Here is a 15,722-nt window from a genome sequence, read left to right on the forward strand (position 1 = left end):
TGGCGCGGCCCCTTCCCCCACGTTTCGGGGGCCGCGCCCTCCGTCGTCCAAGGCCCGCCCAGGAGCCTTGGCCGTACCTGATCGAACCGTCAACTCCTTGCAAAACAGCAGGACTTCGCCTTGACGACCCGGATTGGTCTGGACCATCTTGAGTGCGCTCCGCGCACTCCGCGCCACGGCCCCCACCCGTCCCCCCACACCGTCAAGGAGGACTCGCCCATGAGGCGCGTCACCCTCTCCCTCGCCGCGGCCGCGGCCCTGGTCGCCGCCCCGCTGGGCGCCACCGCCGCCGGTGCGGCCGGCGTCTCCGGCCTGACCGCCGACTACGCCGTCAGCCAGAGCTGGTCGAACGGCTTCCAGGCCACGTACACCGTGACCAACCACACCAACGCCACCGTCAACAGCTGGTCGCTCTCCTTCGACCTGCCGACCGGCGAGAGCGTCTCCAGCCTGTGGAACGGCACCCTCAGCTCGGCCGCCACCCCCACCGGCACCCACTACACGGTGACCTCGCCGGCCTGGGCCGCCCCGCTGGCCCCCGGCGCCGCCGCCACCGCGGTCGGCTTCGGCGTCACCACCGGCGCTGTGCAGAGCGCCCCCGCCAACTGCACGATCAACAACCAGCCGTGCGCGGGCGCGCCCGCCGACACCGTCGCGCCGTCCGTCCCCGGCGGGCCGCACTCGACCGGCACCGGGCCGGGCAGCATCACCCTCGGCTGGACGGCCGCCACCGACAACACGGCGGTGGCCGGCTACCGCGTGCGCGAGGGCTCCGCCGTGGTCGCCACCGTGACCGGCACCTCCGCCACCGTCCGCGGCCTGCTCCAGGGCAGCAGCCACACCTTCACCGTCACCGCCTTCGACGCGGCGGGCAACGAGTCGGCGGCCTCCGCGGCCGTCACCGCCACCGCGGGCACCGGCACCGCCGCCGGCACCGCCGCCCCCTACGTGGACCTCGGCGCCTACCCGACGCCGAGCCTGCCCGCGCTCTCCGCCGCCAGCGGCGTCAAGGAGTTCTCGCTGGCGTTCCTCATCAACGGCGGCCAGCCGTGCACCGCCAGCTGGTTCGGCGCCTACGACCCGGCCACCGGCTGGAACAAGGCCGACATGGACGCGATCCGCGACGCGGGCGGCGACGTCCGCCCGTCCTTCGGCGGCGCCAACGGCACCGAACTCGCCCAATCCTGCACCACGGTGGCGGCGCTGGCCGCGCAGTACCAGAAGGTCGTCGACGTCTACGCGCTCGACCGGGTGGACTTCGACATCGAGGGCACCGCCGTCACCGACCGCGCCTCGGTCGACCGCCGCTCCGCCGCCCTCGCCCAGGTCCAGGCCGCGCAGCGGGCCAAGGGCCGCGACCTGAAGGTCAGCCTGACCCTGCCGGTGCTGCCCAGCGGCCTGACCGCGGACGGCGTCTACATCCTGCAGTCCGCCAAGAACGCGGGCCTGTCCGTCGACCTGGTCAACGTGATGGCGATGGACTTCGGCGACTGGGCCGCCCCGAGCCCGGCCGGGAAGATGGGCGCCTACGCGATCCAGTCCGCGCAGTCCACCCAGGCGCAGATCCGCTCGGTGTGGACCGGCCTGACGGACGCCCAGGCGTACGCCATGGTCGGCGTCACCCCGATGCTCGGCCAGAACGACACCGCCTCCGAGGTGTTCGGCGTCTCCGACGCCCAGCAGCTGATCGCCTTCGCCCAGCAGCACCACCTCGGCGAGCTGGCCTTCTGGGAGATGACCCGGGACGCCAACGCGTGCACCGGTTCGCTGCCCAAGTGCACCAACGTCCCGCAGGCGCCGTACCAGTTCTCGAAGCTCTTCGCGGCCTACCAGGGCTGATCCTCCGTTCCTCCTGCGACGCGGGGCCGGTGGCCCCGGAGCGATGTGCTCCGGGGCCACCGGCCCCGCCCCTCCCCCTCGCGGGGGTGTCGTGCGACGGGGCGTCAGGCGGGCTGGTGCTCGCCCTCCTTGCGGAGCGCGCCCTCCTCCTCGGCCCCGCCGTCCTCCGCGCCCTCGTGCTCGGGGCGGCCGTGCATCGGGAGCAGGAAGATCGCCGCGAAGACCGCCACCAGCAGACCGACCTCGGTCCACAGCGTGGTCTGCTCGGCGCCGGCGAAGTCCGAGGTCTTCAGGCACTCGAAGAAGACCGTGCCCAGGATGGCGCTGCCCAGGGCACCGCCGAGCTGCTGCACGGACGTCAGCGTGCCGGAGGCCGATCCGGTCTCGTGCACGTCCACCGAGGCGAGCACCATGCCGAAGAACGGGGCCATCACCAGGCCCATGCCCAGGCCGCTGACCGCCAGCGAGGGCACCATCTGCCAGGGCGTGACGCCCATGCCCTGGCTGTGCAGGGTGTACATCAGGGCCAGCACGCCGGCCAGCATCACCACCAGGCCCACGTGCATCACCCTGCGGCCGTACTTCTGCAGCGCCTGGGAGGCGACGAACGCGATCACCATGCCGACCGAGGACGGGATGCCCGTCAGGCCGGACTTGAAGGCGCTGTAGTGCAGGCCGAGCTGGGTGTACAGGCTGAACGTCAGCCAGAAGCCGGTCATCGCGGTGAAGAAGACCAGGCCGAGCACCATGCCGCCGCTGAAGCCGCGCTTGGCGAACAGGCTGGGCTCGACCAGCGGGTCGGCCCCGGCGGCCTTGCGCCGGGCCTCGTACCAGCCGAACAGGCCGAACACCGCGACGCCGACCGCCAGCAGCGCGAACGCCCACAGCGGCCAGTCGTGCTCGCGGCCCTGGACCAGCGGGTAGATGACCGTGGCCGCGCCGAGGGCGGCCAGCAGCGCGCCGACCAGGTCGAGCCGGACGGTCGGGCCCTGGCCCTGGGCGGGCAGGAAGACCCGGCCGCCGACGAAGGCGAACAGGCCAAGCGGGATGTTGATCAGGAAGATCATCCGCCAGCCGGTGCCCGCGAAGTCCGCGTCGATCAGCCAGCCGGCCAGGATCGGGCCGCCGACCGTCGACAGGCCCATCACCGGGCCGAACATGCCGAAGGCCGCGCCCTGCTCCTTCGGCGAGAAGACCTCCTTCATGATGCCCAGGCCCTGCGGCAGCATCACCGCGCCGAGCAGGCCCTGGAGCACCCGGGCGGCGACCAGCTGCCAGGGCTCCTGGGCCAGACCGCAGGCGAGCGACCCGACGGTGAACCCGGCCGCGCCGATCATGAACATCCGGCGGCGCCCGAAGATGTCGCCGAGCCGCCCGCCGGTGATCAGGCCGATGGCCATCGCCAGCGTGTACGCCGCGCCGAGCCACTGGATGGTGGACTCGCCGCCGCCGATGTCCGCCCGGATCGCGGGGGCGGCGATGTTGGTGACCAGGGAGTCGAGCAGGTCCATCACCTCGGCGGCGAGGATGACGAACAGCGCGACCCAGCGCCACCGGTAGGGCTCGGCGGCGCCGGAGGGCGGTGCCGAGGTCGTGCCGACCGCGTCGGTCATGACAGCTCCTGTCTACTACCAGGCGCGGTGGACGGGGCCGCGCGATTGAACGGTGTTTGTGGGACGAACACTGTTCTACGAGTCGAGCGGCGTTCCCGTCAAACGGATTAACCCTGACTTCTCCCCTACCCGCACCCCTGACCCGACCCCGAGATCCGCCGCCCGCCGACCCTTCACACCCCCCACCACCGGCTCCGAGCTGCACCGGAGGCCGGACCGGCGGCGGTCGCTCCGCCCACCCGTCGAACGGCGTTCGTCCGGAGTACGATGATCGCCGGCGGAACGTTCAGCGAAAGCAGGTGGCCCGATGCCCGCGCAGATGCCCGAGAACCCGTGGCACAAGCCCCGCAAGGCCGAGCCCCGGCAGCCGCTCAGCCGCGCGCTGATCGTGGAGACCGCGGTGCGGGTGCTGGACACCGAGGGCCTGGCCGGGGTGACGATGCGCCGGGTCGCGCAGCAGCTGGGCACCGGCCCGGCCTCACTCTACGCGCACGTCTCCAACAAGGAGGAGCTGCTCGAACTGGTGCTGGAGCGGGTGGTCTCCGAGATCCGGCTGCCGCGCCGCCCCGAGCCCGCCCGCTGGAAGGAGCAGATCACCGAGATCTGCTTCGAGGCGCAGCGGGTGCTGACCTCCCACCGGGACGTGTCGCTGGTGTCGCTGGGCAGCATCCCGCTGGGCGAGAGCCAGTTGGGCATCACCGAGTTCCTGCTCGACCTGCTGCTCCAGGTCGGCATGCCGCCCCAGGTGGCGGCCTGGGCGCTGGACGGCCTCGGCCAGCTGATCGACACGGACGCGTACGAGGCGTCGGTGTACGCGGAGCGGATCGCCCGGGGGACGGACATCGACGAGTACTTCGGGCAGTTGCACGCCTTCCTGCAGGCGCTGCCGCCCGACCGCTTCCCCAACCTCCAGGGGATGGCGGACACCATGGTGTCGGGCGACGGGGACGAGCGCTACGCCTTCAAGGTCGAGGTGTTCCTGCGCGGCCTGGAGTCCTACCTGCCGCCGGAGCCGCCCGCCGCCGGGCGCCGACCGGGTCGCGAGCGCGGCTGGGAGCGCGGGCGCGAACCGGGGCGGGCGCGGGGCCGGGAACCGGGGCGGGCGCGGGGGCGCGAGCGCGGTCGCCCGGCATCGGACTGAGGCCGCGCGGCCCGGGCCGACGGTTCGTCAACCGGCCGACCACATCTGCTTTGACCTGTGCTTTACCGCTGTTTGACCGAGACCTGACCACGATCCGACCGCGACTCGACCGCGCCGCACCCGGCGCGGCGCCGGGGGGGGTTGACGGCAACCCGGCACAGGTCTATACCAGTGGCAGTCACGTCAACCTCGGCTAGGCAACCGACCGTTGACCCGGCCGCGCACCCCCACTTCCGCGCGCCCGGGCCGCTGTCCTCGCCGCCTCCTGGAGAGGTCCTCGATGGAACGCGCACTTCCCCCACACCCCCTCGCCGACACCGCCCCGCCGCGCCGCCGCCCGCGCCGCGCCGTCGCGGTCGCCCTGTCCGTGTTCGGCCTGCTGGCCGGCGGCGTCTCCGCCGTCGCCGCCTCCGGTTCGGCGAACGCCGCGACCACGGCCGCGCTCGGCTCCAACTGGTACGCCTCCGCGCCGTACCTGATGCCGGAGGACAACAGCCCGCCGGACGCCGCCGCCGTGATGGACGCCACCGGCCAGAAGGCGTTCCAGCTCGCGTTCATCCTGGCCCAGGGCGGCAACACCTGTAGCCCGTCCTGGGGCGGGACGTCCTCGATCGACACCGACACCACGATGCCGGCCGTCATCCAGACCATCCGCAACAAGGGCGGCGACGTCTCGGTCTCGGTGGGCGGCTACGGCGGCACCAAGCTCGGCCAGACCTGCGGCACCCCGGAGGCGACCGCCGCCGCGTACCAGAAGGTCGTCACCAAGTACAACCTCAAGGCGATCGACTTCGACCTCGAGGAGCCCGAGTACGAGAACACCGCCGCCATCCACAACGAGATCGGCGCGGCCCGCATCCTGCAGCAGAACAACCCGGGGATCTACATCTCCATCACCACCGCGGGCACCAACGCCGGCACCGGCTGGTTCGGCACCCAGATGCTGCTGGAGGCGAAGTCCCAGGGCTTCACCCCGAACAACTACTCGATCATGCCGTTCGACGGCGGCTTCAACGGGGCGGCGGCGCAGACCGACGCGCTGGTGAAGTTCAACCAGATCCTGCAGAGCACCTTCGGCTGGAACGAGGCCACCGCCTACGCCCACGAGGGCGCGTCGCTGATGAACGGCCGCACCGACGCCGCCGAGTACTTCAAGCAGGCGGACTTCCAGACCGTGCTGGACTTCGCCACCGCGCACAAGCTGGCCCGGTACACCTTCTGGTCGGTCAACCGCGACCGCCAGTGCTCCGGCACGGTCGACCCCGGGCTGTCCGGCGCCTGCTCCAGCGTGGCGCAGAACGCCTGGGACTTCACCAAGTACACGGTGAAGTTCGCCGGCGCGACCCCGCCCACCAGCACGCCGTCCCCCTCGCCGAGCACCAGCGTCAGTGCCTCGCCGAGTACCGGCACCTCGCCCGGCACCGGCACCTGCAGCCCCGCCTGGTCGGCGACCACCACCTACGTGGCCAACGACAAGGCCAGCTACAACCACCACAACTACCACGCCAAGTGGTGGACCCTGAACGAGAACCCGAGCAGCAGCGGCCAGTGGGGCGCGTGGGCCGACGACGGCCCGTGCTCCTGAGCCACCCCGCTCCCGCCCCCTGAACGACGGACGGGCCGCCCGGTCCACGAGCCCCAGGCTCGGGACCGGGCGGCCCGTCCGCTTCACCGCGTCCGCACCCGCGGTGCGGTGGCGGTGGGTCAGACCTCGGCGCGACCGCGGAACTCGTCCGCGACGGCCCGGGTCGAGGGCAGGTCGGCGAGCGGTTCGCCGACCACCCGGGAGGCCAGCTCGGACGCCAACGTGATGACGTCCTCGCGCAGTTCGGCCTCGGCCAGCACCTTGTCGGCGGCCAGCTGCACCTGCGCCTCGGCCACCAGCTGCTCGCGCTGCTGCTGGGCCTCCGCCCGCAGGGCCGCGACCAGCGCCGCGCCCTCCTCGGCGGCGGCCTGCCGGATCGCGGCGGCCTCGTGGCGGGCGGCGGCGAGTTCGGCCTGGAACTCCCGGCGGATGCGTTCCGCCTCGGCCCTGGCCTCCTCCGCACGGGCGATGCCGCCGTCGGTCCTGTCGTGGCGCTCGGCGAGGGTGCGTTCGATCCGGGGCAGCAGCACCTTGCCGAGCGCCCAGAAGAGGGCGGAGAAAACGATCAGTCCGAGGATCAGCTCGGGCACATTCGGTTCGAGAGGTCCCATACTCAGTATGCTATCCGCTCATCCGACGAATCATCCGGCCGGGTCCCCCTCAGCGCCCTTGCCGCGCAAGGAACTTCACCCTTGCACCGGTCACCCGGCCGAATGCCGAGCCGACACCCCGTCAGCCGCCGGTGACGCCGTCGGTGTGCTCGCGCAGCAGGTCGGCGTGCCCGTTGTGGCGGGCGTACTCGGTGATGACGTGCAGGTACGTCGTCCGCAGGGACTGCTCCTCCCCGTACGCGGCCAGCACCGCGTCCAGCGGGGCACCGGCCACCGCGAGGTCGGCGAGGCGCTGTTCCTCCAGCAGCGCCAGGTACTCCTGCTCGGCCCGCTCCGGCTCCAGCAGGTCGAAGTCGGCGTCCTTGTGGCCCTCCACGGCGTGCAGCGGCGGGACGTCCTGCCCGGCGAAGCGGATCCGGAACCACGTCCGCTCCACCTTGGCCAGGTGGCGCATCAGCCCGAGCAACGAGAGCGAGCTCTCGGGCAACGGGCGCAGCGCGAGCTGCTCGCCGGTCAGGCCGGCGCACTTGTGCAGGAAGGTGGCCCGGTGCCAGGCGAGGTAGCCGGGCAGCAGCTCGGTCTCGGGGGCGGTGAGCGAGCCGCCGGTGCGGGCGGTGGTGGGGACGGTCCATGTCATGCGCCCGATCATGCCCAGGTCCGACCGGGCCGCACCAGGGAATTTCGCCCAGGGCAGGGAGCGGGACCTGAGCCGGCTCCCTAGCCGGGGCCGAAGCCGGGGCCGGAACGTGAACCGAGGCCGGAACGTGAGCCGGGGCCGGGACCGGAGCCGGAGCCGGGACCGGGGCGGGTGTTCGAACCGTGTCTGCGGGATTCGGCCCGGGCCCGGCGCGGTGGTTGGTACGATCGCGGTGAGCCGTGACTGGCGCGCTGGGATGGAACTCACCATCGGGGAGCGGCTCCGTGCGGTGCCCTCGGGTGCCGTGTGCTGTAGCCGTGCGCCTGGGCCGTCCGAATCGTCGCCGTTCCGTACGAGGAGACCGCCCGTGGTCGAGCCCCTGCCCGCGCACACCTTCGGCAGCCCCGCCGCCGACACCGCCTTCCGCAGCGCCCTGGACGTGGTGCGCGCCGTCGAGCCCCGGATCGCCGCGGCGATCTCCGGGGAGCTGGTGGACCAGCGCGCTTCGCTGAAGCTGATCGCCAGTGAGAACTACGCCTCGCCCGCGGTGCTGCTGGCGATGGGCAACTGGCTGAGCGACAAGTACGCGGAGGGCACGCCGGGCCGCCGCTTCTACGCGGGCTGCCGCAACGTGGACACCGTGGAGGAGCTGGCCGCCGAGCACGCCCGCGAGCTGTTCGGCGCGGAGCACGCGTACGTGCAGCCGCACTCCGGGATCGACGCCAACCTGGTGGCGTTCTGGGCGGTGCTGTCGCAGCGGGTGGAGAGCCCGGCGCTGCGGCGCGCCCAGGTCCGCAACGTCAACGACCTGAGCGAGCAGGACTGGGCCGAGCTCCGCCGCGAGCTGGGCAACCAGCGGATGCTGGGCATGTCGCTGGACGCGGGCGGGCACCTCACGCACGGCTTCCGGCCGAATATCTCGGGCAAGATGTTCGAGCAGCGCAGTTACGGGACGGACCCGGCGACCGGACTGGTCGACTACGACGAAGTCCGGCGGATCGCCCTGGAGTTCAGGCCGCTGATCCTGGTGGCCGGGTACTCGGCGTACCCGCGGCTGGTGGACTTCCGCCGGATGCGGGAGATCGCGGACGAGGTGGGCGCGACCCTGATGGTCGACATGGCGCACTTCGCCGGCCTGGTCGCGGGCAAGGTGCTGACGGGGGACTTCGATCCGGTCGCGCACGCGCAGATCGTCACCACCACCACGCACAAGTCGCTGCGCGGCCCGCGCGGCGGCATGGTGCTGTGCACCTCGGAGCTGGCGGAGCACGTCGACCGGGGCTGCCCGCTGGTGCTCGGCGGCCCGCTGTCGCACGTGATGGCGGCGAAGGCGGTGGCGTTCGCGGAGGCGCGCCGCCCCGAGTTCCAGGTGTACGCCCGGCAGGTGGTGGACAACGCCCGGGCGCTCGCCGAGGGCCTGCTCAAGCGCGGCGCCCGGCTGGTGACCGGCGGCACCGACAACCACCTGGTGCTGGCGGACGTCTCCTCCTACGGGCTGACGGGACGCCAGGCGGAGGCGGCGCTGCTGGACTCCGGCATCGTCACCAACCGCAACGCCGTCCCGCAGGACCCGAACGGCGCCTGGTACACCTCCGGCATCCGGCTCGGCACGCCCGCGCTGACCACCCGCGGGCTGGACGCGGCGGAGCTGGACGAGGTCGCCGAGCTGATCCACACCGTGCTGACGGCCGCCGCGCCGGTCGGCTCCTCGAAGGCGCAGTACGCGCTGGACGAGGCCGTCCGCGACTCCGTCGCCAAGCGCGCGGTCGACCTGCTCGCCGACCACCCGCTCTACCCGGGCATCACGCTCGGCTGATCCTCCCCTCCCGGCGTCCCCGTCCGGACGCCTCCCGGCCCGGCCCGCCGCCACCCCGGCGGGCCGGGCCGCCGAACTCGCCGCGCCGCGCGCCGCGTTCCGACCTGCGGCGGAGACGGGCCCGACGGCGGCGGGGGCCACCGTCGGCCGGTGACCAACCAGCGGACGCTCCCGGCAACCGAGCTGCTCGCGCCGATAGGCTCGCCCCCGCCGCGGCCGGGCGCGCGACGCGCCGGCCGCCGTTCCGCACCCCTTCCGCAGGAGAACGCGCATGCTCAAGGTCAACGAATACTTCGACGGCACGGTCAAGTCGGTCGCCTTCACCTCGGCCGACGGCCCGGCGACCGTCGGCGTGATGGCCCCCGGCGAGTACGAGTTCGGCACCGCCGCCCCGGAGGTCATGCACGTGGTCAGCGGCGCCCTGACCGTGAAGCTCCCCGGCACCGACGACTGGCGGACCTTCTCCGCCGGTGAGCACTTCTCCGTTCCGGGTGACAGCAAGTTCCACCTCCAGGTCTCGATCGACACGGCCTACCTCTGCGAATACCGCTGATCCCCTCCCGCTGACCACCGCCACACAGCCACCGCCGCAGCCGCCGGTCCGGTCGCCCCGGCCGCGACCGGGCTGGGCGCGGCGCGCTGTGGTGGGCCGGTGGTCAGCCGTGGGTCACGCTCACAGCGCCGCCTCCGCTTCCGGAACGGGCTCCCGGCGCCCGGCGGCTCCCGCCACCGTCCCCGCCGCCGTCCGGACCCCGGGCGCGGGCTCCGGCTCAGGTCCAAGTCCGGCCGCCGGCTCGGGCTCCGGCTCGGGAGGCCGGCTCGCCGGCAGGTGACGGACCGCGGGGAGCGCGAGCAGGACGAACGCGACCGGGACGGCGAGGGCGGTCATCCCGAACAGCGTGGGACGCACGCCGAGGCTCTCGGAGAGCGGACCGGCCAGCACCAGCCCGAGCGGCATCAGGGCGACGGCGATCAGGTGGTCGTAGGAGCTGACCCGGGAGAGCACCCGCTCCGGTATGTGCACCTGGAGCGAGGTCTCCCAGAGCACGAAGAGCAGGGACACGCCCACGCCCGTGACCGCCTCCAGGGCGGCGATCACCCAGACCGGCGCACCGGAGCCGATGATCGCGGCCTGGCAGGAGGCGACCGCCATCGCCACCGCCGCGACGGCCATCGGGCGGACCGGTTTCCACCGGTAGGAGCACACGTCCCCCACGATCGAACCGAGGCCGAAGGCGATCACCACCACCGTCCAGGCGTTGGCGCCGCCCCACTCGCGCTGCGCCAGCACCGGCCCGAGCACGAACACCGAGGGCAGCACCACGACGTGGTAGACCGCCATGGCGAGCATGCTCGACCACACCCACGTCCGGCTGCGCACCTGCTGCCAGCCGATCCGCAGCTCGGCCAGGAACCCGGGCCGCTCGCCCCGCTCGGCCCCGCCGCCGGCGCCGTCGACGCCGCCCGCCGCGACCGCGCCGTCGACCGCGCCCAGCCGGGCCAGCACCGCGGCACTGACCGCGAAACTCGCGGCGTCCATCGCCAGCGCACCCCCCGGGCCGACCGCCGCGATCAGCAGACCGGCCAGCGCCGGGCCGACCACCAGGCCCGTCGACTGGACGAACCCGCTCAGCGCGTTCGCCTCGCGCAGCCGATCGGCGGGGACCAGCAGGGGCAGCAACCCGGTGGAGGCGGGGAGGAAGAAGGCGTCCGCGACCCCGAACAGCGCCATCAGCAGCGCCAGCAGCCCGACCCGGGCGGTGCCGGTGAGCAGCAGCACCGCGACGGCCGCCTGGACGGCGCACCGCAGCAGGTCGGAGGCCAGCATGATCCGCCGTCTCGGTATCCGATCCGCCCAGACGCCCCCGACCAGGGTGAACACCAGCAGCGGGAGCAGCCCGGCGGCCGTCACCAGCCCCACGTCGACGGCCGAGCCGCCGATCGACAGCACGGCGAAGGGCAGCGCCACGAACGACACCCGGTCTCCCAGGGTCGACAGCGACTGGCCGACGAACAGCCTGGCGAACTGGCGCTCGGTGCGGAGCACTTCAGGAATCAGGGCACCCACGGAACCTCCCCAACGGACTCGACGGACCTGACGGACCTGACGGACCTGTCGGACCTGTCGGACCCGACGAACTCGACGGACCCGGCCACGCGCCCACCGGAACAGCGAGCAGGGCGATCGTAGGAAGCCCGCCGACCCCCTGTCGCATCATTTATCCGCAACGCGCCGAATGCACCGTTTGCACCCAACTCGACTACCCTCAAAGGCAGTTGGCGGGCGAGAGCCGCCGACACCACCCCGTCGGAGCACCGGCCTTCCCCGCTCCCTCCCACCCCAATCCCACCGATCGGCCAGACTTCTCCCACCGATCCGCCGGCCCTCCCCTCGTCCTCCCGCCCGATCTCCCGTCAACAGGTCGTCCACACACCACGCAGGACCCGACGTGACGAGGGCGTGATCCGGGCGCGACGCGCTTGTGATTGCCACGTTCGAGTGAATAGGCTCGCCCCGGCTCGCACCGCCGGGCCCCCGCACGCGACAACGCCGAGCCCTGTCCACCGCGCTGCGGGTCGACCACCAAGACCCTTGGGCAGGGACGGGGGAACCACGATTGTTGCCGTCCCCCACGGCTAGGGGTGAAGCCGTCCGCACCGGGTGACCGGGGCGCGACGGCCGGGCCTCCCTCCCGGCCCGAACCCGACAGCTCACCCCGTAGGCGTGCGGAGAGGATCTCGCATGCTCTTCACGGGTTCGGGACGCCACCGCCGGCAGGGTCCGGCGGAGAAGGCGGCCGAGCGGGCGATCGCGGCGGCCGGCGTGGCCGGTGTCGGCATCGCCCTGCCGCTGCTCGCCGTCACCGGCGCACACGCCGCCCCCAGCGCGGTCTGGGACCGGGTCGCCGACTGCGAGAGCGGAGGGAACTGGAGTTCCGACGCGGGCAACGGCATCTACGGCGGCCTGGGGATCACCGCCCAGCGCTGGAACGACTACGGCGGCACCCAGTACTCGGCGCTGCCGAACGGGGCCACCCGCAGCCAGCAGATCGCCGTCGCCGAACGCATCCTGGCCACCGAGGGCCCCTCGCCCTGGTCGGCGTGCGCGGACGACGCGGGCCTGAACACCGCCAGCGCGCCGGGCGTGGTCGACGACAACGACTCGGCGGACGAGACGGGTTCGCTGCGCGGCGCGCGCGGCGTCGCGGCGGTCAACTCCGCCCCGGACGGCAGCACCGTCCCGGACGGGAAGAGCACGCCGGTGTTCTCCGGCCTGCCCGGCTACGACCCGGTCTCGCACGTGTACTGGTACGAGAAGAACGGCGCCTGGTTCTGGACCAGCCACCAGAGCCTGTACGAGCGCTACATGCAGCTGACGCACCCCCAGCCGCACCCGAGCGCGCCGACCACGACCACCCCGGACCCGACCGTCCCCACCCCGAACACCCCGAACGCCCCGGACGCCTCGGCCACCCCGACCGTCCCGCCGGTCCCCCCCACCGACCCGGCCGCTCCCGGCGACCCCACCGACCCGACCGCCTCGCCCAGCCCGAACACGCCCACCGACGGCAGCACCGGCACCAACGACGGGAACGGGGGCGGCCTGCTGCCCACCCTCCCGGTCACCCCGTCGCCCGGCCCGTCCACCGGCACCGGCACCGGCAGCACCCCGGACGCGTCGCCCGGCGGCGGCACCACCACCGCCCCGGGCGCGGGCAGCGGCACGACCGCGCCCACGGACGCGTCCACCACCCCGGCGGCCCCGACCACCCCGGCGGCCCCGGCTCCGGCAGCGTCCCCGGCCCCGTCCGCGCAGCCGTACACCGTCGGCCCCGGCGACACGCTGGCCTCGATCGCCCGCAGCAACGCCGTGGGCGGCGGCTGGTCCGAGCTCTACAAGTCGAACCAGCAGCTGATCGGCGAGAACCCGGACCTGATCCGGCCCGGCCAGGTGCTGGACCTGGGCTGACGGACGCCCGGACCGGCCGCCGTCACTTCGGGACGGCGGCCAGTCCGGTGCAGCCGCGCAGGCCGTCGCGGCGCTGCTGGGCGGCCTTCGCGGCGCTGCCGTTCTGCGGGACGGGCACGCCGCGGCCGTCGATGTGGGCGGGGGTGAAGGTCTCGCCGGTGACGCGGCCGTCGGCGGTGACGGTGATCGTGGTGACGCCGGTCTCGTCGGAGGCGGTGTAGTTCGAGGTGCCGTACCAGAGGAAGTTGCCGAAGCCGTACGCCACGTAGGTGTTCCCGAGCATGCCCGCGCCGAGCATGGTGTGGGCGTGGGTGCCGACCACGGCGGTCGCTCCGGCGTCGGCGAGCTTCTTGGCCAGCGAGGTCTGCGCACGGGTCGGGCAGGCCACGCCCTCGTCGCCCCAGTGCAGGTAGACCAGGACCACGGGCGCCTGCGCCTTCGCCCCGGCCACGGCCCGCAGCAGCGCGGTCTCGTCGAGGGCGGACGCGATGCCGGGCTTGTGCGCGCCGGCCCGCCACTTCTGGTTGGTGATCTCGTCGACCTGACTGGCCGCCAGGACGGCGACCCGCACGCCGCGCACGGTGGTCAGGTACGGGGCGTACGCCTCCTCGGCGTCCTTGCCGATGCCGATCACGGGCACTGGGGAGGCGGCCTTGGCGGCGAGGGTGTCGGCGAGGCCGTCGGGGCCGAAGTCGACGGCGTGGTTGTTGGCCTGGGAGACCACGTCGACGCCCGCGTCCTTGAGCGCGCCGAGCGCCTTGGGCGTGGTGCGGAAGGTGTAGGTCTTGGGTTCGGCCTTGCCGCGGCCGGTGATCGCGGTCTCCAGGTTGAGCACCGCCAGGTCGGCGGCGGAGAGCGTGCCGGAGATCGGGCCGAGCGCGGTGTCGGCCTTGGCGGCGCCGAGCCGGGCGGCGGTCCGCCCTTCGAAGTGGACGTCCCCGGCGAACGCCACCGTGATGCCGCTCCCCGCCCCGGCCCCCTGACCGGGGCCCGGGCTCGCGCCGGAGGCCGTCGCGGCGGGGTCCTGCGGAGCCCCGCTCCCCGACCCGGCGGGCGCCGAACTGGTCGGCGCGGCCGGTCCGGTGGCTGCGGCGGACGCCGAACCGCCCCCGGCGGTGGGGGCGGCCCGGTCCCCGGCGGGCGACGGCCCGCCGCATCCGGCGAGGGCGCCCAGCAGCAGGACGGCGGTGGCGGTGGCGGCGGCTGTGCCACCCGTGGTGCGACGCATGAACGGACCCCCCGGCAGTTCGGTGACGACGCACTGTATCCGCGCCACTCGAACACCGGAAGACCGCAACGGCACCGCACGGTCACCGCTTCCGTCGGCCGCCCCCCGCTCCGGTCGAGTCGGATGGTCGGACGAGCGGATCGGCGGGCGGTCGGTCCGGCCGTCGGCTCAGGCCAGCACGCCGGCGGCACGCAGCAGCCAGCGGTTGGTCCGGCCGACCAGTCCGGCCCGGTCCAGCACGGAGAGCACCTTCTGCGCCATCTCGACCTTGGTGGCCCGCCAGTGCGGATTGGCGCGGGCGACGGCCCGGCCGGTCTTCGGGTCGACGCCGACCGCGGCGTACAGCCGGGGGTGGATCAGCGCGGTGGTGGCGTAGTAGACGATCAGTCCGATGAACAGCTGCTCGTACCGGCGGCGGACCGGGCCGAGGCGCTTGCGGACCAGTTCCTCGCGGGCGTAGCTGATGTGCCGGGCCTCCTCGATGACGTGGATCCGGGAGACCTGGCGGGTGAGCGGCTGGAGGGTGTCGTCGTTCATCACCTCGCGCTGGAAGGCGTCCAGGATCTCCTCGACGTACATGGTGCCGCCGAAGGTCTGGCTGTGGGTGGAGATCGCCTTGAACAGCCGGCCCAGGTTGTGCGCGACGAATCCGGCGCCGTACGCGGGGACGCCCATCTTGGCGATCATGCGGGCGAACATGATCGAGTGCCGGCACTCGTCGGCGATCTCGGTGAGCGCGTACTGGACGTGGTTGCTGGTGGGGTCCCGGTCGAAGGCGTGGCGCAGCAGCATCTGCATGAGGATCTCCTCGAACCAGATGCCGACGCTGGCGATGGAGGCGACCTCGTGCTTGGAGAGCTCGATCCGCTCCTCGTCGGTCATCCGCTCCCAGAGGTCGGTGCCGTAGAGGGAGAGGTGGCGGGGCGGGCAGTAGTAGGCACCGGGGACGGGGTCGGCGTCCCAGTCGACGTCCTTGAGCGGGTTGAACGAGAGCTTCGCGGAGGAGGCGAGCAGGCGTTCGGCGGTGCGCTCCCGGTCGGGTGCGGTGCGGGTGGACTGGGTGGAGGCGGGCTGGGGCGGCATGCCGGCTCCTTCTCGGTGAGGGCGTGGAGGGTGGAGTGGTGGCACTGCCGCGAAGGTAGAAGTTATTAGACTTCCCGTCAATACACTGCGCGCGAAGAGCCCCGAAGAGCCATCGACCTGACGACCCCACCACCCGATGACCCCACGACCTGACGACCTGACAACCCGGAGAGCCGTGCGCCGACCCGACCGCCCCGAC

12 protein-coding genes and 1 riboswitch are annotated in these 15,722 nt (G+C 73.2%); of the genes, 6 read left to right on the forward strand and 6 right to left on the reverse strand.

Annotated elements, in window-relative coordinates; genetic code table 11:
- The first annotated feature begins 219 nt into the window (after positions 1 to 219).
- Positions 220 to 1,839 (forward strand): cellulose binding domain-containing protein, encoded by a 1,620-nt coding sequence (locus ACIQVD_RS25620; protein WP_402291823.1) that lies wholly within the window; start codon positions 220 to 222, stop codon positions 1,837 to 1,839.
- A 104-nt stretch (positions 1,840 to 1,943) separates the two neighbouring features.
- Here the strand turns inward: ACIQVD_RS25620 and ACIQVD_RS25625 are convergent, their stop codons facing one another.
- Positions 1,944 to 3,452, reverse strand: coding sequence for an MFS transporter (locus ACIQVD_RS25625; protein ID WP_400680858.1), 1,509 nt, complete (start codon positions 3,450 to 3,452; stop codon positions 1,944 to 1,946).
- A gap of 307 nt (positions 3,453 to 3,759) precedes the next feature.
- Here ACIQVD_RS25625 and ACIQVD_RS25630 point away from each other — a divergent pair, with 307 nt between their 5' ends.
- Together ACIQVD_RS25630 and ACIQVD_RS25635 are read left to right on the forward strand one after the other, a co-directional pair.
- A complete protein-coding gene (locus tag ACIQVD_RS25630; protein WP_402291824.1) occupies positions 3,760 to 4,593 on the forward strand; it encodes a TetR family transcriptional regulator in 834 nt (277 codons plus the stop codon).
- Between the two features lie 280 nt (positions 4,594 to 4,873).
- Positions 4,874 to 6,178, forward strand: a complete 1,305-nt coding sequence (locus ACIQVD_RS25635; RefSeq protein WP_111555572.1) for a carbohydrate-binding protein — start codon at positions 4,874 to 4,876, stop codon at positions 6,176 to 6,178.
- A 119-nt stretch (positions 6,179 to 6,297) separates the two neighbouring features.
- Here the strand turns inward: ACIQVD_RS25635 and ACIQVD_RS25640 are convergent, their stop codons facing one another.
- The gene (locus ACIQVD_RS25640; RefSeq protein WP_402291825.1) at positions 6,298 to 6,768 is read right to left on the reverse strand and encodes a hypothetical protein; all 471 of its coding nucleotides are present in this window, start codon (positions 6,766 to 6,768) and stop codon (positions 6,298 to 6,300) included.
- 142 nt (positions 6,769 to 6,910) lie between these two features.
- A complete protein-coding gene (locus tag ACIQVD_RS25645) occupies positions 6,911 to 7,426 on the reverse strand; it encodes a DinB family protein (RefSeq protein WP_402291826.1) in 516 nt (171 codons plus the stop codon).
- Positions 7,427 to 7,793: 367 nt separating this feature from the next.
- Here ACIQVD_RS25645 and ACIQVD_RS25650 point away from each other — a divergent pair, with 367 nt between their 5' ends.
- Together ACIQVD_RS25650 and ACIQVD_RS25655 are read left to right on the forward strand one after the other, a co-directional pair.
- Positions 7,794 to 9,242, forward strand: a complete 1,449-nt coding sequence (locus ACIQVD_RS25650) for a glycine hydroxymethyltransferase (RefSeq protein WP_402291827.1) — start codon at positions 7,794 to 7,796, stop codon at positions 9,240 to 9,242.
- 271 nt (positions 9,243 to 9,513) lie between these two features.
- The gene (locus tag ACIQVD_RS25655; protein WP_402291828.1) at positions 9,514 to 9,795 is read left to right on the forward strand and encodes a pyrimidine/purine nucleoside phosphorylase; all 282 of its coding nucleotides are present in this window, start codon (positions 9,514 to 9,516) and stop codon (positions 9,793 to 9,795) included.
- 120 nt (positions 9,796 to 9,915) lie between these two features.
- On the opposite strand, the gene ACIQVD_RS25660 is transcribed toward ACIQVD_RS25655, so the two are convergent.
- Positions 9,916 to 11,310 carry an MFS transporter gene (locus ACIQVD_RS25660; RefSeq protein ID WP_402291829.1) on the reverse strand — a complete coding sequence of 465 codons (1,395 nt, stop codon included), beginning with the start codon at positions 11,308 to 11,310 and terminating at the stop codon, positions 9,916 to 9,918.
- Positions 11,311 to 11,814: 504 nt separating this feature from the next.
- Positions 11,815 to 11,982, forward strand: a riboswitch (cyclic di-AMP (ydaO/yuaA leader).
- Between the two features lie 3 nt (positions 11,983 to 11,985).
- Between ACIQVD_RS25660 and ACIQVD_RS25665 the strand changes: the two genes are divergently transcribed.
- Positions 11,986 to 13,212 carry a transglycosylase family protein gene (locus ACIQVD_RS25665; RefSeq protein ID WP_402291830.1) on the forward strand — a complete coding sequence of 409 codons (1,227 nt, stop codon included), beginning with the start codon at positions 11,986 to 11,988 and terminating at the stop codon, positions 13,210 to 13,212.
- 22 nt (positions 13,213 to 13,234) lie between these two features.
- On the opposite strand, the gene ACIQVD_RS25670 is transcribed toward ACIQVD_RS25665, so the two are convergent.
- Positions 13,235 to 14,440 carry a CapA family protein gene (locus ACIQVD_RS25670; protein ID WP_402291831.1) on the reverse strand — a complete coding sequence of 402 codons (1,206 nt, stop codon included), beginning with the start codon at positions 14,438 to 14,440 and terminating at the stop codon, positions 13,235 to 13,237.
- A 168-nt stretch (positions 14,441 to 14,608) separates the two neighbouring features.
- Positions 14,609 to 15,523 carry a diiron oxygenase gene (locus ACIQVD_RS25675; protein WP_402291832.1) on the reverse strand — a complete coding sequence of 305 codons (915 nt, stop codon included), beginning with the start codon at positions 15,521 to 15,523 and terminating at the stop codon, positions 14,609 to 14,611.
- Between the last annotated feature and the right edge of the window lie 199 nt (positions 15,524 to 15,722).

The organism is Kitasatospora sp. NPDC090308, from assembly GCF_044769485.1.
Lineage (GTDB): Bacteria > Actinomycetota > Actinomycetes > Streptomycetales > Streptomycetaceae > Kitasatospora > Kitasatospora fiedleri.